Below are 20,286 nucleotides of genomic sequence, written 5' to 3' on the forward strand. Positions count from 1 at the left end.
CAACGTTAAGTGATAACATGTCAACGGGCTGTGTGTTTAGCCAGGCTGCAGCCGATCTCTATTCGATTTTAAGTTTCTTTCTTTAAATCAGGCTTTTATTAAAATTGTTTAATCCGCTTTTCGCCCTTCTCCGTCAGCAGGCCGATTTCCGTGCTTATAACGGTATTCCAGCAAGTGATTTAAAACGGATATTTGCTGCAATAATTTCTTGCCGATGTTCGTTTCCAGCACTTTCTTCCTTTTCAGCTCACGGTCGACCAGCCGCTTGACAGATAAAACATCCGTGCCGTGCAAAAGCACATCCTCTTTTGAAGTAAAACGTTTGTGGGCGACCAGCTGCATGCCGTAGGAATTATATAACAAAGTATAGCCCGCAATTCCCGTCTTTGGTTGGTAGGCCTTGGAGAATCCGCCGTCAATAACGATCATTTTGCCATGTGCTTTGATCGGATTTTCTCCGTTAATCTCTTCAACCGGTGTATGTCCGTTAATGATATGACCCTGATCGGCGTTCAGATGGAATTCCTTCAGGATTTTCCGGCAGATTTCTTCTTCTTCGCGCAGCTTGTAATAAGGGTTCTTTTGTTCAATATGCGACGTCTTATCTGCGATAAAATATCGCTCAAAAGTGGTCATCTCTTTTTTCCCGAAGAGCGAGGAGTTTTCCCCGGTCCATAAATACCACATCATATCCGTCGCCAGATCGTCCGTCACTTCAGGATGCGCGAAGCCGTATCGTATATAGTGTTCAAAAACGTCGAGCAGGCCTCTTCCGGCATACGCCTTTCCGCTGATCACCATTTTCTTCATCGACCCGTCTTCATTCAGGGGAATGCACCCGTGAATTAATAGGTTGCCGTTGTATTTTAAATAGAGACTACCCTTCCTCATCAGAAAATTCATATGCCTGGCCAGTTTTTCGGAATGCTGAAAAGAAAACAATAGTTTATCAATGACTTGTTCTTCTTCTTCAAGCAGCCGATCCGGGTGTTTCGGATCAACGGTTGCAAAACAGGTGTCCTGCAGCGCATACGTTTTTCCGTTGACTGTCAGTGTCTCACGGTCATAATCGACGTTCTCGAGCAGCAGCCGGCCGGACATATTGAAATCCGGGCGTCTTTTGATGATCGGTATCTCAAGTTTAAACTGAATCATCGCGATCGCCTGATGGATTTTGGTAATCTGCAGCTGCTCATCATCAAAAATTTCTTGCTTGCCGGCATCATGTTTCGGCCGGAAAGCACGATTATCATCGTAGTATCTTTCCGCCAGATTCAGAAGCGGCCGCAGATTGATTCCGTATACATCTTCAATAATATCGAGATTGTCGTATCTGGCGCAGATCCGAACCAGATTGGCCAGACATACCTTTGACCCGGCAAAGGCGCCGAGCCACAGCACATCGTGATTTCCCCACTGAATATCGACGGAATGGTAATTGATAAGGGTGTCCATAATCTTGTCCGGTTCAGGCCCGCGGTCATAAATATCCCCGACGACATGAAGATGGTCGACAACCAGCCTCTGAATAGTATAGGCCAGACCGGTGATCAGCTTATCGGCCTGGCCGAGGGAAATGATCCGCTGGATAATTTTCGTATAGTATTCTTTCTTATTGGTCAGTTCATCCGTCTTATACAGCAACTCTTCAACGATGTAAACAAACTGTCCCGGCAAGGCCTTGCGCACCTTCGAACGTGTATATTTGGACGAGGCGAAAGCAACGAGCCTGATCAGCCGTTTAATAGTCTCCGCATACCATCCGTACAGGCTTTGGCTGTCTGCCGCCGCTTCCTTTATCAGCTGCAGCTTATCCTCCGGATAATAAACCAGCGTCGCGAATTCATTCATTTCCTGATCGGATAATTCGCCTTCGAAAAGATCGCGGATTTTTACTTTGACATTTCCGGAGCCGTTCCTCAGAACATGTTGAAACGCCTGATACTCTCCGTGCAGGTCGCTGACAAAATGCTCCGTCCCTTTCGGCAGATTGAGAATAGCTTCAAGATTAATGATTTCGGTTACCACTTTTTCCTCACTGTCATATTTCTCGGCCAGCAAATCTAAATATTTCGTATCCACGGTCCCGTGCATCTCCTGTACGCTTCATTCGATTCTGTGATTGCGGAGAAGAGGCTGCCATCGGCGGAAAGCAGCGAAGGAAGATCCGCCGGCGTCCTTAAGAAAGCGCTGTCATTGGCGAAAAACAACGCATGCACCAGCCTCTTCAAATGGTCTAACGGACGGATTCCTATTTGCAAATGTGTTCCTGCAAAAATTGAAGCATCTGTTGTAACTATACCACGTTTTCCACTGCATGTTTCCATTTGTGTGAATAAAAGCGATCATGAAGGCGCGGATTCTCAGACACTTTGCTTTTCCATTTGCTGATTCATTTTTTCTATTAAAAGGTCCGTTTTTTCTATCCAGGCTTCAAGCCGGAAGACACAGAAAACAGGAGGCCGGCCGAAGTCAGTGAAAGACTGTTCAGGAAGGGGAAGCTCGGTTTCTCTAGCAGAACAGCCGAACGGATCCATTTTTTCCTATAAATACTCGCTCACTATTGACAAAGGGCCAAATACATATATACTTGTTCATGCTGCACAAACAGTGAATAGGGCACAAGCTGTTTAAAATTAGCTGAAGGAGTTTTTGCACCGCATCCACTTTATTGATTTAAAGCATTTGCGTAAAAAACAGAGAAAAAGAGGAAGAATCATGGTTAACGCAACAGAGAAGAACAAGAAATTGCAGCGCGGTCTGCAGCCCCGCCATGTTATGCTGATGGCTATGGCCGGCATGATCGGTACCGGCATCTTCAAGGGGAGCGGCGATACCCTGAACATTGCCGGTCCGAGTGTGATTATCACCTACCTGTTCAGCGGACTGATTCTGTTTATCGTCATGGTCGCGCTGACTGAACTTGCTATTGCTTATCCCGGATTGAATATCCAGCATATCATCCACAAAGCCTTCGGATTCCGGGCCTCGATCATTGTCGGCTGGCTTTACTGGATTAACTGGATGATTGTCACTGTTGTTGAAGTTCTGGCCGCAGGCAGTTTTCTGGAATATTGGTTCCCGCACGCGCCTCTTTGGTTTTTATCCGCGCTTTGCGGCCTGTTTATTATCGGAATTAACCTGTTCCAGGTTAAATATTACGGAGAATTTGAATTCTGGTTCGGCGGGATTAAAATTACGGCAATCATTATTTTCATCATCATCGGCCTGCTGATTTTATTCGGGGTCATTCCGAGCCATGTCCAGCCTGTGAAGAACTTTTTCGGGTTCGGCGGCTTTTTCCCGCATGGCCTGTCCGGCATCATTCAGGCTTTCCTCGTCGTCATTTTTTCTTACGGCGGTTCTGAACTGATCGGGCTGACTGTGACGGAAACAAGAGATGTCGAGAAAACACTGCCGAAGATTATTAAGAGCGTCGTTTTCCGCGTCATCCTTTTCTACATTCTGCCGATTACGATCATTTGCGGCATGATGCCTTGGAACAGTGTTTCTGCGACTCAAAGCAGCCCTTTCGTTCAAGTCTTTGAAGCCGTCGGAATACCCGGTGCTTCTCAGCTGATGAATTTTGTGCTGCTGACGGCGGTTCTGTCTGCAGCCAATTCAGGTATTTATGCGACCACCCGTACGCTCTACTCAATGGCCGAACGCGGCGAAGCGCCGCAATTTACCCGCAGGCTCTCGCAGCGCGGAGTACCGGTCGGCGGTCTCGCACTTACCGGCAGCTTTCTTGTCATCGGAGTATTTCTTGCCTTTCTTGTTAAAGATCAGATCATCGTTCAACTGATGAGCATTCCCGGTTTCACCATTATCCTTGTCTGGATCGCCATTTGTGCGGCCGAACTGAAACTGCGGCCGACCTATGGCAAAATCCCGTTTTTCAGGATCATCGGCTTCCCCTATATGACAATAGCCGGAATTGCTGCACTCTCGGCCATTTTTGTTTCGTTTGTGCTGAATAAGGCAAACATGGTCGGATCGATCACCTGCTTCAGCATTATGGCCGTATTGGTTATTATCTCTTATTTTATCAACAATGAACGGACTGGGAAAAAAGATTCCGAAACAGAAACCGATTAGATGAAACAGCTGAATGATCGTTTTGCGGCCGTTTTAAACAGCAATCATTTCCCGATTCAACCGGTCATAGCCTGACGATCACCGGTGAACGATCGCCTTCATAAAGATCATCAATGAATCCCCCGTGTCAGTCCGCGGGGGATTTGAATTGATTGCTTTTTTTAGCTGAAAAAAGCGGCTGCGGTCCGTTTTGACACCCGGAACCCGCAGAACAGCGGTCCTGCCGGCCAAAAATGTTTCATCGGCCGGTCAGATGCTCATTATGAATGGTGCAGAAAATATCGGCCCGATTTGACAGAATGGATTTTCAAATAACCTTGCATACGGCCGATCATTTAGTCATGATTCAATACGATTCGGATCCCCATGGACTTTGTTCCATTATTACTTATATTACTTATACGGAATGTACTTATAAATTATCTTTAATGATCCTTATAAGGCCTGTACCTTCGGCCGTTTCAGGTCCGGCGCATATAGGCACGGACCGTGATCGGAGCGAAAACGGCAACAATCACAGCGGCTCCGATGAGCGATATGACAAGATCATGGCCAAACGTTCCATTGTTGGCCAGATAACGGACAGCAGAAACAAGATGTGAGATCGGATTGACATTGACAAACCACTGGAGCCAGTCGGGCATCGTTTTGACCGGTACGAAAGCATTGGAGAGAAATGTAAGCGGGAACAGAATAATCATTGAGATTCCCTGTACGCTGGAAGCCGTCCGCGCGATCACGCCGAAAAAGGCAAAGATCCAGCTGATCGCCCAGGAACATACAACGACAAGCAGGCCGGCGATCACGACGTATCCAAGCCCTCCGTCAGGACGATAGCCCATGATATAGCCCATGGCAAAGGTGAGCACCGTCGCGATGGTATAGCGGATCGTATCCGCCAGCAGAGCTCCCGCCAGCGGGGCAATGCGGGCAATCGGCAGTGACTTGAACCGGTCGAATACGCCTTTGTCCATGTCTTCACGCAGCTGGACACCGGTGACGATTGAGGTTGTGATCACGGTCTGAACGAGAATACCGGGAATGATGACCGGTAAATAGCTTTGTATATTTCCGGAGATCGCTCCGCCGAAAATATAGGTAAACATCAGAGTGAAGAGAATCGGCTGCAGAGTCACGTCGAACAATTGCTCCGGCGTACGCCGGAGCTTCAGCAAACCTCTGTAAGCCATTGTAAACGAATGGCGTACCGACTGGCCGAGACTTACATGGTTACTCAGCCGGCGGCCGGCCATCTGCTCGATCGAAGTGTTTTTCATATTTTCACCTTCCCCGCTTCATCCGTTTCGTCCGGTACTTTTAACGTGTTTTCTTTCGTATCATGGCCGGTGATGGTCAGAAAGACTTCATCAAGGGTCGGTTTCTGCACACTCAGTTCGTCCAGCCGGATGCCCTTCTCACGAAAGGCGGTCAGCAGATCGGCAACCCGGTCGGCGTCCACCATCGGTGCAGTAATTTGCCCGCCTTCCGGCGAAACAGTTGACCGGACTTCAAGCACCCGTTCAACGATTTGGCGGGCAATTCCGGCGTCCTGTTGATTTTGAATCCTTAATTGCAGCGATGCGCTCCCGACCGACGCCTTCAGTTCATCGGCGGTGCCTTCCGCGACCACCCGGCCGCGATCGATGACCGCAATCCGATCGGCCAGTTCATCGGCTTCATTAAGGTACTGCGTCGTTAAAAGTACGGTCGAGCCTGTTTGGACCAATCGGCGGATCGTATCCCACATTTGATTGCGTGTACGCGGATCCAGCCCCGTCGTCGGTTCATCCAGAAAAATCAGCGGCGGCTGTGCAATGAGACTGGCTGCCAGATCCAGCCGCCGGCGCATGCCGCCCGAAAAATTTTTCAACGGACGTTTTGCGGCGTCCGTCAGTCCGAATTCCTCCAGCAATTCCGCAGCTTTGTGCCGTGCCTCTGCACGCCCCAGCCCGAGCAGCCGCGAAAAAATGACCAGATTCTCGGTCGCGCTGAGTGATTCGTCAACCGAAGCGTATTGACCGGTTACCCCAATCAGCTGCCGCACGATCTGCGGTTCTTTAATTACATCATATCCGAAAATTTTTGCCGAGCCCGCATCCGGCCGCAGTAAAGTCGCCAGCATTCTGATCGTCGTCGTCTTGCCCGCTCCGTTCGGACCGAGCACGCCATAAACCGTCCCGGCACGCACATTTAGATTTACGCCGTCAACCGCGCGATTGTCGCCAAACGTTTTAACCAGTCCGCGCGCCACGACAGCCCAATCCCCGCTGCTCTGTGCCGCAGCTCCGCCGTGTATATGTTCCATTATCATTCCTCCTCCGTATCATTACTATAACTTGCATCGGCTTTCTTTAGAATGAACTCACGTCGGGGAATCTTCTCGTTCTCAAGACGGATTTTTCTGCTGTCCTTTCAGGAAGAACATGAATAAACAGCGGCCTCCGGTCCATTGTTCAGATAATGAAAGAGAAAATCTCCAAAAAATGTGCCGGGCAGTTTAAAAAAGAGTGCATCTTTGCACTGCCTCAGTGAAGTGGTAAATGTTCACAATAATTTAACAGTATTGTCTCCCAGTTCGTGGTACTATAAAGATACGCTACATTGTGAACATTTTCACAATGTAGCTTTCTTTGGAGGGATGCAAACGACGATCAGCAAAATAATAAATTATATTGGGTAACAATCCGTCATTTTACAATTTTAATTATTTAGTACTTGCGATAATGACTGCGTTTGAATACTTTATGGGGGAAATGATTATGGAAAACAAAAACATCGTGATTATCGGTGCCGGATACGCCGGTGTGCATGCCGCCAAAAAATTAGCAAAAAAGTATGGCCAGGATGATTCTGTTTCAATAACACTGATCGATCGGCATCCCTATCACACAATGATGACTCAGTTACATGAAGTGGCCGCGCAGCGGGCCGAGCCGGAAGACATCCAGTTTGACCTGCACAGGCTTTTTAAGAATTCAAAGGTCAGACCGGTCACGGATGAGGTCAAACATGTAGATCTTAAAAACAAAGTGGTAACAACGGCACAGGGAACCTATCAATATGACTATTTAATGCTGGGCATGGGCGGTGAACCCAACGACTTCGGTACGCCGGGTGTCCATGAAAACGGGTTCACATTACTGTCCTCTGAAGACGCCGTCAAGCTGCACAAACATATTGAAGAGATCGTTCACCGTGCAGCAGCTGTCCATGATCAGAAAAAGCGCCGGGCCATGCTGACGTTCACAGTCTGCGGGGGAGGCCTCACGGGAGTGGAAATGATCGGAGAACTGCTGGGACAAAGAGCCCGGCTGGCAAAAATCAACAAATTGGACGAAAAGGAGATTTCCCTGTATTTGGTAGAAGCCGTCCCAAACATCCTGAATGTACTTGACCGGAAAGATGCGGGCAAGGCGGAAAAATATATGACGGAGAATGGGATTCAGATTTTAGAAAATTCACCCATTGTTGATGTGAAACCGGACCGTATTATTTTAAAGTCGGGTGATGAAATTGCTTCCCACACGTTAATTTGGACAGCGGGGATCAGAGCCAACTCCGATACAAAAAATTATGGAATGGAATCGGCCCGGGCCGGCCGTTTGAAGGTGAATGAATATATGGAGGCTTCCGGACTTGACAATGTCTATGTCGTCGGCGACCTTGCTTATTTTGAAGAAAACGGAAAGCCGATGCCGCAAATGGTCGAAGCGGCCGAACAGACAGGCGGTACCGCTGCCAAAAATATTATTGCATCGATCAGCGGCGGAGAAAAGACGGCTTTCAAGGGAAACTACCACGGAATCATGGTTTCTATCGGGGCAAAATACGGCGTCGCTAATTTAAACGGCATTCACTTAAGCGGTTTCTGGGCTATATTTATGAAACATATGGTTAACTTATATTACTTTTTTTGTATTCGAAGCGGCTATTATATGATCCAATATATTAAGCATGAATTTTTCCATGTTAAATCACAATCGTCGGCTCAGGGACCTAAATCTGTTATTTCCTGATTGAATCTGCCGGCTTCCCCGGGGATGTCCCCAGAGAGATGAAATGACTTCTGCCCGCTTTTCCGGCTGATCCTCCGTGCGAACGGCCCGGGTGGTTTGGCTCTGACACTGATGATTAGTTTGGGTGTGCTGATGCTGTCAGACAGAAAAAAGAAATGATCTGCTTCATATGCCCCCATTCGCACTGGCTATGATTGAAGCAGACCATTTCCACTGAATGCAGTTTTAATTGAAACGCTTTCCGCTCTGTGCGGATATTGCCATTCCGTCGGTGTTCGAGTACCGGCGGTCTTATTTTATGTTCCCTGCGCCTTTATTATACCCGCATGTAGTGGGAGGCCGGCTCAGAGATTTGATCTGGTCACGAAAGATTTTGACGGTAACGCCGGTTTTTCCGGCAAGCCATCAACTCAAAATATATTATCTTTGGAGTTTTCCATATTACATCTCTTTACAGCGCAGGATCGGTCCCCCTTTTTATTTCCTAATCACTTCTTTACTGATTGGCTTTATCAACGAATGCGTTCGTATAGGTTTTGCTTAAATCAACCTTTTTCACAGCCGGCTTGAAAGAGGAAAGTATTTTCTGCACGTTTTCCGGAACACCGGCGGGCATCTTACCATCGGCTGTAAACATTGGAAGCTGGCCTTTCAACGCCTGAACGTATAGTTTTTCGTCGCCGCTATAATAATCAGGCGGCATTTTTGCTGCAATTTCTTCAGGCGTATGGGTACTCATCCATTTTAAAGTAGCGACATAGGCATCTACCAGTTTCTGAACGGTATCTTTGTGAGTGTTGACATAATCGTTCCTCATATAAAGGCTCGTCGAAGCATAGCCGCCGCCTAAAGCCTGGTGAGCCGCATTTTTATGGTTCATGTCGACCAATGTGTATGCCAGGTTCTGGTTCTGCAGTATAGAAGCAGTGGGTTCACTTGTCACAGCCGCATCGATTTTGCCGTTTTTTATAGCAGCGACTAACGTACTGCCGGCGCCTACCGGAATGGGTGAATAATCACTTTCTTTTCCGCCGCCTTTGACAACGTTATACGTTGCCAGCATGTTCGTTGAAGAACCAAGGCCGGTGATGCCGATTTTCAATCCTTTTAAGTCGGAAACGGTTTTGACTTTGTCTTTCAGACGATTGGATACCATCAACGTTTCCCCTGGAACGTCTGCCATCGTAATGACCGCTTCCACTTGTTTGCCTTTGGTCGCAAGATCCAGAGTATGGTCATAGAAACCGCCGGCACCGTCCGTTTGACCGGCCAGCATGGCTACTTCAGCGTCCTGTCCGGCACTTTCTTCTACAAGGCTGACGTTGACTCCGTATTTATCATAATAGCCAAGCTGCTGGGCAAGCATAAACGGCATGTAAATAATTTTCTCCAGTCCGCCGACCATGATGACGACTCTGGGCTTCGCAGCAGAACCGTTTGTACTTGAAGACCCCGGCGCGGCCGATGAACAACCTGCCAATAGCATTGCGGAAACGACAAGGCCCGACAGAGCAGCTGTTATATTTTTCATTGTCCTTTTTTTCATGCAGACCCCTCCAAGCTGTTATTTGCGAACATACCGCCAGGCAATAAAACGTTTTTCAAGCTTTGAAACACCCCAGTCGGCAATCAGCGCCGTAACTGAAAGGATCAGCATTCCGGCAAATACTCCCGTTGTATCGAATGCTCCTTGCGATTGGGCAATTAAATAGCCTAATCCATGGGTAGCCCCAATAAATTCTCCGACAACCGCTCCGATTAACGCGAATCCAAAGCTGGAATGAAGGCTGGAAAGGATCCAGGTCAGCGCAGACGGTATAATGACATGCCGGGCCAATTGGCCTTTGCTTGCGCCAAGAAGGCGTGCATTGTTGACCAAATTCCGGTCCACTTCACGTACCCCTTGAAAAGCATTGAAAAATACGATAAAGAATGTTAACACGAGACCGGAGGCAACTTTTGACGGCATGCCCAGTCCAAACCACAGAATGAAAATAGGAACTAAAACAACACGCGGAATGGCGTTGATCATTTTAATATACGGTCCTAAGACAACGGACAGCAACTCATTGACACCCAGTACATAGCCAAAGAGAATCCCAAAAACACCGCCGAGGATGAAGGAGAGAACCGTTTCTTCGAAGGTCACCCAAAATTGAAGCCACAGGGGGCCTGCTGTCGTCCCGTTTACGGCCCATGTCCAAATATGTTTCACGATGTCAAAAGGACTGGAGAAAAAGAACGGATCAATTATTCTATGACTTGATAGAAATTGCCAGGATCCCGTCAATACAACAAATACCGCGAGCTGCAAACTTAAATTCCGGGCTCTGATCTTTAATGCTTCTCTCTTTAACTCGGCCTTTCGTGAAATCACTGCCTTATTTGCGGGACTAGCTGCTGAATTTGTTTGCGCTTTCATAGCTGATGATCACCTCGTCCCTCAGATCTTCCCATATTTGCTGGTGAATCCTCATAAAAGCGGCGTCAAAACTGATTTCCGCAACATTGCGGGGCCTCGGCAGATCAATCCGATAATCCCCTTTGACCGTCGCTTCCGGTCCTGCTGTAAGAACAATGACGCGATCGCTGAGCGCAATCGCTTCTTCTAAATCATGAGTGATAAAAAAAACAGAGGCAGAGGTTTCCTCCCAGATTTTAAGTAATTCATCTTCCATTAAATGCCTCGTGTGAACATCGAGCGCTGAAAAAGGCTCATCCATGAGAAGAATTTCAGGTTGAACAATTAAGCATTGGGCCAAAGCCACACGTTTCCTCATCCCTCCGGAAAGCTGAGCGGGATAATGTCCCTCAAAGCCTTTAAGGCCGACCCGCGCAATCCACTTCCTTGCTTCATCGTAGGCCTCTGCCTTTCTGTTGCCTCGCAGCCTGAGTCCCAGCGAAACATTGTCAATAACGGTCTTCCACGGAAAAGCATTTTCTGTTTGGAAAACACATGCAGCCCGCCGGTTCGTCCCTTCCAGTCTTTGACCGGAGATAGACACCTCACCTGTTGTGGGAGGCTCGAATCCCGCAATAAGGCTTAACGTGGTTGATTTCCCGCAGCCTGTCGGTCCGACAATCGATACGAATTCTCCCTTTGGAATTTGCAAATGAATATCCCGCAGCACAGAATGAACGTCACCCGAGGGCTTGACGAATTCTTTCGATATCCCTTTGAGTTCGATCATAGCCGGTTCGGCCCGAGTATTAGCCTGATATACAGTCTCCAAAGCACTCATTGATTTTCCTCCATTCCTTTTCGATCTGACAGCGCTTACATTTCCGATTATATATTTTTCTGATTTTATATAAATATTTTGCCAATATAAGTGATAAACGTAATAAAGACAATTAAAACGATTTCCGCAACGGGAATAACAGTACGTTTGTCTCTATAAACGTTACTAAAAACTTCCGGCCAAAGAGGAAATCACACGATAAATGTCTGAATTATTTTCTAATCGATCTGTTTGAAAATGAGTATGGTCCGGGATTATCAGGCGATTGCAGGCACTTGTTTCCCAAAGGCCGAAAAAAATGATACGGATGACGGAAAACAAGGGTGCCGAACTTGCGGCGGCCGTCGATTACGTACGTATCGGGAGACATCTATTGAGAAGAAGACACGTAAAAGACGGATCTTTTTAGCAATGTTCCAATCCTCCGCTGCTGTTCAACCGAGACAGTACGGGGACAGAAACATCTGAGTCAGACAATTACCATACAAAAAAGATGAATGAATTTGGCGAGGCGCATTCGATTCAGGCAGCCCAGAACGATTTTTCATTGGGTTAGTTGGCGGTTGCTTGCTTCAGAAAGTTCGGAAAGATTCAAGCCCCATAGGCTTTACGCTCTTCTCAGAACGATCGTTCAGGCATTCATGGGGGAACCCGATAAAAAACCGGTGGCGTTTCATTGATCGACTGTGCATTCATATTTAGGATTATTTAGTGCCGCTTATACAGACGCATCAGGAACTTTTTAAAAATCGTTCAAGCATTTTACTGGGAGTTGATTAGGTATGGAACGCAAAGAAAACCGGGTAAAGCTGCGCACCAAAATCAACCTTCTTGTCTTATTGAATCTTCTTTTTGTCCTTTTGCTTTTTATCGTTTCTCTTTCTTGGATCATGGTCCGTCGCGAGTTTGATGAAACGGGCCAAAACGCTTTAGCAACCGCAAAAACGGTTGCCGCATTGCCGGAAATCAAACAGGCCTTTAAAGAACCGGACCCTTCTTTGCAGATTCAACCCATCGCCGAAAATATTCGAAAAAAAATCGGAGCCCAATTTATTGTCGTTTCAAACATGCACTTAATTCGTTACAGCCATCCTGACCCAAAAATGATCGGACAGCGCATGGCGGGAAATGATGATACTTTACTCCTGGGCGGTCAGGGGCGCGTTACCGAGGCTGCCGGAACTCTCGGCCTTTCCATACGCGGGAAGTACCCGATTTTTGATCTTGATCATCATCAGATTGGGGTTGTGTCCGTCGGTTTTCTTACCCGGAATATCTGGAAGAAGCTGACTTCATTAATTTTTGAAATCATCGGCCTTGGTGCCGTTGCCGCAGCTTTCGGACTCGTCGGCGCATTTATTCTCTCCGGCCATATTAAAAAACAGATTTTTAACATGGAGCCGAATGAAATCGCTTTCTTAGCAAATCAGCAGGCCGCGATACTTGAATCCATTCGCGAAGGAATCATCGCTATTGATACAACCGGAAAAATAACGACATTAAACCGGGAAGCAAAAAATATGCTGGAAGACAAAAACGGTGATTTAATCGGCAGAGAGATCACCCGTATTTTACCGAACTCCCGGCTCACCGAAGTCATGGAAAAGGGAGCTCCGCAATATGATCATCAGATGATTATGGGAAATTTTCTGGTTGTCGTTAACAGAATCCCTGTGATGTTTAACGGAGAGGTAATCGGAGCGGTGGCGAGTTTTCGCGATAAGCTTCAACTGGACCAATTGGAAAACCGGCTTGCCGATATCGGCAAATACGTCGATACATTACGCAGCCAGCGCCATGAATTTATGAACAAGCTTCATCTTATTTCCGGGCTGATCCAAATGCAGGAATATGACCTTGTCCGGAAACTCATTACCCAGGTAAATGGCGAACAGCAAAATATACTTAATTTCTTTCTGGCTCATATCCGGGATCCGGCAATTGTCGGCGTTCTTATCGGAAAAATGCATCGGGCGAAAGAACTTGGCATTCAACTGACGATTACACCGGAGTCCTATGTTCGGGATCGCTGCCCGCATCGGGACATTGTACTGACGATTCTTGGGAATGCCATTGAAAATGCTATGGAGGCCATTCAATCGGCCGCAAGGGATAAGCGGCCGGCTGTGATTTCCGTTCATATGAAAACTGAAATGGCGGGCCTTTATATGGAAGTCAAAGATAATGGCCCGGGCATTGATCCCGATCTGGGCAAAAAACTGTTTGATGACGGGAGCACGACGAAGGGTACCGGCAGAGGTTTTGGATTAGCACTGGCATCCCGTTTAGTTTCACGAATAAACGGGCGCATTCAAATGGTTTCTTCCTCTGAGGGAGCAGCATTGCAGGTTGACTTGCCTATAATGGAGGGACAAAGATGAGTGATCGTGTGTTAAGTGTATTGGTCGTAGACGACGATTTTATGATCGCAAAGCTTCATGGAAAATTTATCGATTCTCAGAAAGGCTATAAATTAGCGGGAACAGCACATAGTTTTTATGAAGCTATAGAATGTATCGACAGATTGCAGCCCGATCTGATTCTTTTAGACATTTACTTGCCCGACCGCTCCGGAATCGAGCTATTACAAGCCATCAGGACTCAAAACAGACGATGTGACGTGATCGTCATCACTGCCGCAAAAGAGCTGGAAATAGTTGAAAACGGTTTTCGTTTTGGCATCATTGATTTCCTGATTAAGCCATTTGATCTGACCCAGCTGCAGACACCCCTAAATAAATATATTCAGTTTAAATCCCGTCTCTCGCTGTCATCCCGGATTGACCAGGAAACAGTGAATGATTTTAAAAAACTGCGGCTATCTGAATCAGGCAGCGCAGCCAGCCCAAAGGGGATCGATACCCGTACGTTGGAAAAAATAAAAAATTGTATGGTGAACGGCAAAGATTCCTTAAGCGCAGACCGGATTGCCGAATTGGCCGGGGTCAGCCTTTCAACGACAAGAACCTATCTTTCTCATTTAGTTAAAGAACGCGTATTGATAGAAGAACAGAAATACGGGACAGTCGGCCGGCCCTTGCGTCTATACCGAATCGCCGATTAATTTCATTGCAACAAAAAACGAAAAGCTTTAATAGGGAAGGCTTTTCGTTTTTTTCAGTTCTAAAGTAAGCCGTCAACCGCGTAACGAAATTGATTTTTACCGTAAAAAAACCTCACTTACTTTGGTGCGATTCTCCGTAATGGGTGTAAGTGAGATTTTCAGAATAAATTCGAATGGGCTTTTCGCTTATTCAAAATAATTCCTCTTTGCTGCGTACATGTTGTTTACTTTTAATTCTTAGATTCCCTTGATTTTTAGTTTATTGCTCTATTAAGCTTGCCAGTCCAGATTGAGAAAAACCTTCCGTAAATAGCGGTAGCAGTATAAAACAATTCCATTACTAACATTGTCAAAGATGCTGGAGAATATCCGTCTTTAAGCGCGTAAAACCAAAGCGCAACATTAACAAAATCTGAAATCAGCCATAATGTATAGGTTTGTGTGTATCTCCTGAAGCATAAAAAGGATGCTGTTCCGCCAATGGCCAACGCCAGCGAATCCCAAACCGGATTGTTATCCGCAGTGATTAATCCGAGATGATATAATCCAAACCAGGCAGCCAGTATTACAACAACCGTAACCGTCCACTGTTTAATACTCAGGCTCTTAATATTGTAATTCTTGCCCCTGCCCCAGGTACGCCAAGTCATTAGGAGCTCTAAATCAATAAGAAAGAAAAAACATAGTTGATCAATGATACTAAACCAATGGTGTGCCTGAAGATTAACAATTACATAGGCTACAACACTAATTGCCCCAAGAAGCCCATTAATTGTGTGGCCTGAAGACATCGAACAAACACAGCCCATACCGAAAAATACACCTACGAATGACAAAAACGTCAGCCAATTAATGGTGCCGGTTAAAAATACTACTGTTTCTGCTCCTACACCAAACCCAAACATCGTCCAGGGAACTGTCGGAATGGAAGTCAGCTGCTGTTTCAGCCATTGCCCGTAGCTTCCCTCAAAACGTTCTTTTTCGATTGCACTTTCCATGATTTTCTCTCCCTCCTAGCTGCTCATTTGATGATTTTGTAAATCATTTTTGGAATTTTTGCTTCTGCAGAGATTTCAATGTTTTGGTAGATAAGCTGTTTCACTTCTTCAATATGCTCATTATTGCTATGAATGGTCATTAAAGATTCGCCTTTTTGAACCGTATCGCCCATTTTTTTATGGAGTTCAATGCCGACCCCGTAATCCAGAGAATCTCCGGCTTTTTGGCGCCCTCCGCCCAGCATCATACTTGCAATGCCAATTTCATCCGCTGATAGTTTGGATATTTTTCCACTCTTTTTGGCAGGTAATTCAAGCCTGAATGGTGCATGGGGCATTAACCGATAGTTGTCGATTACACGAGCATCCCCACCCTGGGAGTCAACCATTGCACGAAAACGGTCTAAAGCTTCCGAAGACTCAATAGTCTTTTCCAGCATTCTTTTTGCATCTTCAAAGTTATTAGCTTTCCCTCCAAGAAGAACCATATAGCTTCCCAAGGTTAATATGAGCGCCTTTAAATCTTCAGGACCTTTGCCTTTTAAAAGGTCAATCGATTCTTCGATCTCTAAAGTATTGCCGATTTTATTTCCTAATGGCTGATTCATATCAGAAATCACTGCCATGCATTGCATTCCGGCACCTTTACCTATTGCTACCAGTGCTTTAGCCAGATTTGTAGAATCCTCAAGCGTTTTCATAAAAGCACCTGCGCCTGTTTTAACATCAATCACTAATGCATCTGTTCCAGATGCAATTTTTTTACTCATGATCGAACTTGCAATTAACGGAATGGAATCTACCGTATCAGTCACATCACGTAATGCATATATCTTTTTATCAGCGGGGGCAATATCCCCCGTTGCGCCAATAATAGCCAGTTTCTCTTTTGCTACCTGTTTGATGAACGCATCTTTGCTGATTTCAACCTTGAATCCCGGAATAGATTCCAATTTATCCAGTGTTCCGCCTGTATGCCCCAGGCCGCGGCCTGATATCATGGGTACTGGGATCCCAACGGCCGCGACCATAGCCGCTAGTGGGATGCTGACTTTGTCCCCCACGCCGCCCGTAGAATGCTTATCAACTTTAATTCCCGGAATATCAGATAAATCTAAACGTTCCCCGGATTGCATCATCTTCATCGTTAAAGCAGTCCGTTCATGATCACTCATATCTCTAAAATAGATTGACATGAGTAAAGCACTGGTTTGATAATCCGGGATGCTACCGTTTACAACACCATCAATAAAAAAATTTATTTCATCATCTGTTAATTCTTTTCCATTCCTTTTTTTATCAATAATGTCTACCATTCTCATTTGTTATCCCTCCCATCATTAAATAATTACTTCAAGATACTCAAAAAGCTGCTGCCTGCGCCGTTACCTTTAATATTAAAATTATCTAGTATAGTTGCTCCGAAATCTGCGAATGTCGGACGTGTACCTAAAGAACCATTGCTTTTCATACTTGGTGAATAAACCATTAACGGCACCTGCTCTCTAGTATGATCCGTGCCTTTATAACAAGGGTCATTCCCATGGTCAGCCGTAATCATCAGTAAATCGCTGTCTTTCATGCTGTTTAGAACTTTTCCTAGGCATTTATCGAATTCCATCAGTGCTTTTCCAAAACCAATCGGATTACGACGATGACCATACATGGCATCAAAATCAACCAGATTAACAAAGCAAAAACCTGTAAAATCTTTTGCCATAACATGGTTTACATGATTCATTCCATCGAGATTGCTCTCATTATGGTAGACTTCATCGAGCCCCTGCCCTGAAAAAATATCGTTAATCTTGCCAATGCCAATCGTATGAACGCCATCAGCTTGTAAATAATCTAAATCGGTTTTTCCAGATGGCTTTAAAGAGAAATCATGTCTATTCGCCGTTCTTACAAAATGATCCTTATCGGTACCTACAAAGGGCCTTGCGATAACTCTTCCAACGATATAATTTGGCCCATTAACAAGACTGCGTGTATAGTCGCAGATACGGTAAAGTTCTTTAATGGGGATGACATCCTCATGAGCCGCAATTTGCAGAACTGAGTCGCCCGACGTATAAATGATTAAATCACCTGTTTTTATTTGATGCTCTCCAAGCTCTTTAATAATTTTCGTTCCTGACTCCGGCCGGTTGCCAACAATTTTTCTTCCGGAAAAGTCGGAAATCTTTTTCAATAAATCATCCGGAAAGCCTTGCGGGAAATAATCCAACGGACGTCTGACAGGCAAACCCATCATTTCCCAATGGCCATCCATACTATCTTTTCCCGCAGAAATCTCTTGCATTTTTCCAAAATATCCCGATGGTCGACTAATAGACGGGATGCCTTTAATTGGCCGATCCCTTAAATTTGAAATCCCCAGCTTTTGTAAATTCGGCAAATTTAACTTGCCGTCATAAGCCTCTCCGACATGCCCTAAAGTATCAGACCCGAAACTATCAAATTTATCAGCATCTGCCGCCGCTCCTGTTCCAACGGAATCTAATACAATTCCAAATATACGTTGATAGTTAGTCAATAGAATCACTCCCTTCCGGAAATCCGGCTGCTGCGCCATTTCTAGTATTGGCCCCTCATAAAAAATTACATATTATCCTCTCCCAATATCTTAACCGTTGCACTGACACCCAGTCGGCTTGCACCGGCTGCAATCATAGCCTCGGCTTCCTGACGGCTATGAATGCCCCCGGAAGCTTTTACACCCAGACGGTTGCCCACTGTTTGACGCATCAAAGCTACGTTTTCAGTTGCAGCTCCCGCAGAGCTAAAACCGGTTGAAGTCTTGACATAATCTGCTGTTCCACTTTCGGCCAGTTTACAGGCCTGAACAATTTGATCTTCCTTTAGAAAAGATGTTTCTATGATAACCTTCAGTAACTTATTTTTGGCATGTACGACAGATGCAACAGACTCGATATCTGCTTTTACGGCTACATCATTTTTACCGATCAGTTCACCAATGTTAATGACCATATCAATTTCTTCAGCTCCGGCTTCAAGTGCAGTTTCCGCTTCGAACACCTTCGCGGCTGTAGGGATTGCTCCCAGCGGGAAACCGATAACGGTAATGGGTTTAACATGAGAGTTTGCCAGCTGATTTTTTACAAAGGGAACCCAATATGGATTAACGCAAACTGATGCAGTACCATATTTAATTGCTTCTTTACAGGTTCTCGCAATATCTTCTTTTGTGGCGTCAGGCTTTAAATTAGTGTGGTCCAAATACTTTGCTAACTCTTTATTAGATAGTCCCACTTTTTTGAACCCCTTTCTATATCTTTACCACCACAATAGCTCTTTTCTTTACTTTTGTAAATATATTAATTGAAATTAATTTCATTCTGAGCCATAATCCAATTTATAAGTTATAATTTTAATCAATAAAGACTTATAGGAGAATGTAAATGGAACTTCCAAAAAATAAAATCAAGCAGGTTTTAGAGGTCAGCCGTCTTTACTACATTGATAATATGAGCCAGGTGGATATTTCTAAGAAATTGAATTTATCGCGTCCCACAATTTCCAGACTTCTTCAAGCTGCTAAAGAGCAAAATATAGTCGAAATCAAAATTAATGACCCATTCCAGAATATGGATTCTTTAAAACAGCAATTAAAACAAAAATTTAATTTAAAGGATGTCATCATTGCCCTGCAAACTAATGATGATAAAGATACGATCTTAGATAAATTAGGTGAAGAAACGGCAAAATATCTGGAACATATTATTCGAAACAATGATGTCATTGGAATTTCCTGGGGGAAAACAATGGATGCTGTTGCCAATCATCTAAAGGAAAGCGATCGCTCTAACATTAATGTTGTGCAATTAAAGGGAAGTGTCACTAATTCAAGGGAAAATAACTTTTCAATTGATATAACCAGAAAATTTAATGCTGCCTATCATACTCAAACTCAAATACTGCCTTTACCGGTTATTTTCGATAATGCACGTACCAAAGATTTAGTTGTAAAGGATCGCTTTATAAAGAATGTCATAGAACAGGGGTATCAAGCCAACATTGCTCTATTCACTGTGGGCACCACCCTGTCCAGTGCGATGCTTTTCCGGTTGGGGTATTTGGACGATATCCAAATAGATCACCTAAAAAGAGTCTCTGTTGGTGATGTTCTATCAAGATTCATCACAGCAGAAGGCAGAATCGCTGACAGTGAACTCAATAATCGGACAGTCAGTATCGCATTAGATGCTTTAAAAGACAAGGAGTATTCTGTACTGATTGCCGGAGGCCGGACTAAATTAAAACCTATCCATGCTGCTCTCCTTGGCGGATATCCCAATGTATTGATTACAGACCAAAATACAGCTAAAAAACTTTTAGAACTATGAGATTGATTCAAATAAGCAACAAAAAATATTGGGGGCTTCGCTTCGCTGGAAGGTCAAAGCTTCATCAAGTCGATCATTGACAAAGATATGCACAACTTTAGCGGCAGTTGATATTTTCAGATTTCATCACTACCCTTGCTGAAAAAGTAATACATAAAGGAAGTGGACATCCACATCCTCTTTTTATAATAATATAAATTTATACAGTGGTTTTATTACAGAGAATCTTGCAGCATCTGCCCTAAAAAACATGCTTTCCATCGTTGATAGTGCGCAGTAAGGTCGAACGGTGCAACATCAATAGGAATGAAGTGAAGATTTGTTAAAAATATGGAACAAATGAATTTTTTGCCATGCTGATTCGCCGGATTCAGGTGAGTCCGGCGCCATTTGGACACACCGACCGAAAAACGAGGTACATTGGAGTTCTGTCAAGAAAGTGGACACAAAAAATTGAAACTGAGTTTATCTAAAAGCTTACCGCGCTTCGCTTGGTTT

General features: G+C 45.0%; 14 protein-coding genes and 1 pseudogene. 5 read left to right on the forward strand and 10 right to left on the reverse strand.

What is annotated here, in order from left to right:
• Nucleotides 1-108 precede the first annotated feature (108 nt).
• Nucleotides 109-2,082 (reverse strand): fructose-1,6-bisphosphatase, encoded by a 1,974-nt coding sequence (locus tag Q6A92_RS10480; protein ID WP_332238094.1) that lies wholly within the window; start codon nt 2,080-2,082, stop codon nt 109-111.
• A gap of 636 nt (nt 2,083-2,718) precedes the next feature.
• Here Q6A92_RS10480 and Q6A92_RS10485 point away from each other — a divergent pair.
• On the forward strand, nt 2,719-4,098 hold the full coding sequence (locus Q6A92_RS10485) for an amino acid permease (RefSeq protein WP_332238096.1): 1,380 nt from the start codon (nt 2,719-2,721) through the stop codon (nt 4,096-4,098).
• 461 nt (nt 4,099-4,559) lie between these two features.
• Here the strand turns inward: Q6A92_RS10485 and Q6A92_RS10490 are convergent, their stop codons facing one another.
• Together Q6A92_RS10490 and Q6A92_RS10495 are read right to left on the reverse strand one after the other, a co-directional pair.
• On the reverse strand, nt 4,560-5,375 hold the full coding sequence (locus tag Q6A92_RS10490; RefSeq protein WP_274399107.1) for an ABC transporter permease: 816 nt from the start codon (nt 5,373-5,375) through the stop codon (nt 4,560-4,562).
• Nucleotides 5,372-6,403, reverse strand: coding sequence for an ATP-binding cassette domain-containing protein (locus Q6A92_RS10495; RefSeq protein WP_332238097.1), 1,032 nt, complete (start codon nt 6,401-6,403; stop codon nt 5,372-5,374). Before Q6A92_RS10495 ends, Q6A92_RS10490 begins: the two co-directional genes overlap by 4 nt.
• 454 nt (nt 6,404-6,857) lie before the next feature.
• On the opposite strand from Q6A92_RS10495, the pseudogene Q6A92_RS10500 reads away from it, so the two are divergent.
• A pseudogene (locus tag Q6A92_RS10500) lies at nt 6,858-8,072 on the forward strand (NAD(P)/FAD-dependent oxidoreductase); the annotation flags it as partial.
• A gap of 538 nt (nt 8,073-8,610) precedes the next feature.
• Here Q6A92_RS10500 and Q6A92_RS10505 read toward each other — a convergent pair.
• Genes Q6A92_RS10505 through Q6A92_RS10515 form a run of 3 tightly spaced genes read right to left on the reverse strand, consistent with a single transcriptional unit; the run spans nt 8,611 to nt 11,356 of the window.
• Complete coding sequence (locus Q6A92_RS10505) at nt 8,611-9,660, reverse strand: ABC transporter substrate-binding protein (RefSeq protein ID WP_332238098.1); 1,050 nt, start codon at nt 9,658-9,660, stop codon at nt 8,611-8,613.
• Nucleotides 9,661-9,678: 18 nt separating this feature from the next.
• Nucleotides 9,679-10,536, reverse strand: a complete 858-nt coding sequence (locus Q6A92_RS10510) for an ABC transporter permease (RefSeq protein WP_274399116.1) — start codon at nt 10,534-10,536, stop codon at nt 9,679-9,681.
• Nucleotides 10,508-11,356, reverse strand: coding sequence for an ABC transporter ATP-binding protein (locus Q6A92_RS10515; RefSeq protein ID WP_332238100.1), 849 nt, complete (start codon nt 11,354-11,356; stop codon nt 10,508-10,510). Before Q6A92_RS10515 ends, Q6A92_RS10510 begins: the two co-directional genes overlap by 29 nt.
• Nucleotides 11,357-12,138: 782 nt before the next feature.
• Between Q6A92_RS10515 and Q6A92_RS10520 the strand changes: the two genes are divergently transcribed.
• Together Q6A92_RS10520 and Q6A92_RS10525 are read left to right on the forward strand one after the other, a co-directional pair.
• Nucleotides 12,139-13,737 (forward strand): sensor histidine kinase, encoded by a 1,599-nt coding sequence (locus Q6A92_RS10520; RefSeq protein WP_332238102.1) that lies wholly within the window; start codon nt 12,139-12,141, stop codon nt 13,735-13,737.
• Nucleotides 13,734-14,420, forward strand: coding sequence for a response regulator (locus Q6A92_RS10525; RefSeq protein WP_332238104.1), 687 nt, complete (start codon nt 13,734-13,736; stop codon nt 14,418-14,420). Before Q6A92_RS10520 ends, Q6A92_RS10525 begins: the two co-directional genes overlap by 4 nt.
• A 254-nt stretch (nt 14,421-14,674) precedes the next feature.
• On the opposite strand, the gene pnuC is transcribed toward Q6A92_RS10525, so the two are convergent.
• The 4 genes from pnuC to deoC are packed head-to-tail and all read right to left on the reverse strand — an operon-like array spanning nt 14,675 to nt 18,694.
• A complete protein-coding gene (pnuC, locus tag Q6A92_RS10530; RefSeq protein ID WP_274399122.1) occupies nt 14,675-15,418 on the reverse strand; it encodes a nicotinamide riboside transporter PnuC in 744 nt (247 codons plus the stop codon).
• A 23-nt stretch (nt 15,419-15,441) separates the two neighbouring features.
• Entirely contained in the window at nt 15,442-16,740 is a 1,299-nt protein-coding gene (locus Q6A92_RS10535) for a pyrimidine-nucleoside phosphorylase (RefSeq protein ID WP_332238105.1), read from the reverse strand.
• A 26-nt stretch (nt 16,741-16,766) separates the two neighbouring features.
• Complete coding sequence (locus Q6A92_RS10540; RefSeq protein ID WP_332238106.1) at nt 16,767-17,996, reverse strand: phosphopentomutase; 1,230 nt, start codon at nt 17,994-17,996, stop codon at nt 16,767-16,769.
• Nucleotides 17,997-18,022: 26 nt separating this feature from the next.
• Nucleotides 18,023-18,694, reverse strand: a complete 672-nt coding sequence (gene deoC, locus Q6A92_RS10545) for a deoxyribose-phosphate aldolase (protein WP_274399126.1) — start codon at nt 18,692-18,694, stop codon at nt 18,023-18,025.
• A gap of 149 nt (nt 18,695-18,843) precedes the next feature.
• Between deoC and Q6A92_RS10550 the strand changes: the two genes are divergently transcribed.
• The gene (locus Q6A92_RS10550) at nt 18,844-19,788 is read left to right on the forward strand and encodes a sugar-binding transcriptional regulator (RefSeq protein ID WP_332238107.1); all 945 of its coding nucleotides are present in this window, start codon (nt 18,844-18,846) and stop codon (nt 19,786-19,788) included.
• The last annotated feature ends 498 nt before the right edge of the window (nt 19,789-20,286 follow it).

This window comes from Sporolactobacillus sp. KGMB 08714, from assembly GCF_036598985.1.
In the GTDB taxonomy this organism is placed as follows: domain Bacteria; phylum Bacillota; class Bacilli; order Bacillales; family Sporolactobacillaceae; genus Sporolactobacillus.

Bases quoted from the DNA above. Each gene is read 5' to 3' on its own strand.
- Q6A92_RS10485 (WP_332238096.1), top strand. From the start codon at position 2,719: ATGGTTAACGCAACAGAGAAGAACAAGAAATTGCAGCGCGGTCTGCAG.
- Q6A92_RS10490 (WP_274399107.1), bottom strand. From the start codon at position 5,375: ATGAAAAACACTTCGATCGAGCAGATGGCCGGCCGCCGGCTGAGTAAC.
- Q6A92_RS10495 (WP_332238097.1), bottom strand. From the start codon at position 6,403: ATGGAACATATACACGGCGGAGCTGCGGCACAGAGCAGCGGGGATTGG.
- Q6A92_RS10505 (WP_332238098.1), bottom strand. From the start codon at position 9,660: ATGAAAAAAAGGACAATGAAAAATATAACAGCTGCTCTGTCGGGCCTT.
- Q6A92_RS10510 (WP_274399116.1), bottom strand. From the start codon at position 10,536: ATGAAAGCGCAAACAAATTCAGCAGCTAGTCCCGCAAATAAGGCAGTG.
- Q6A92_RS10515 (WP_332238100.1), bottom strand. From the start codon at position 11,356: ATGAGTGCTTTGGAGACTGTATATCAGGCTAATACTCGGGCCGAACCG.
- Q6A92_RS10520 (WP_332238102.1), top strand. From the start codon at position 12,139: ATGGAACGCAAAGAAAACCGGGTAAAGCTGCGCACCAAAATCAACCTT.
- Q6A92_RS10525 (WP_332238104.1), top strand. From the start codon at position 13,734: ATGAGTGATCGTGTGTTAAGTGTATTGGTCGTAGACGACGATTTTATG.
- pnuC (WP_274399122.1), bottom strand. From the start codon at position 15,418: ATGGAAAGTGCAATCGAAAAAGAACGTTTTGAGGGAAGCTACGGGCAA.
- Q6A92_RS10535 (WP_332238105.1), bottom strand. From the start codon at position 16,740: ATGAGAATGGTAGACATTATTGATAAAAAAAGGAATGGAAAAGAATTA.
- Q6A92_RS10540 (WP_332238106.1), bottom strand. From the start codon at position 17,996: ATGGCGCAGCAGCCGGATTTCCGGAAGGGAGTGATTCTATTGACTAAC.
- Q6A92_RS10550 (WP_332238107.1), top strand. From the start codon at position 18,844: ATGGAACTTCCAAAAAATAAAATCAAGCAGGTTTTAGAGGTCAGCCGT.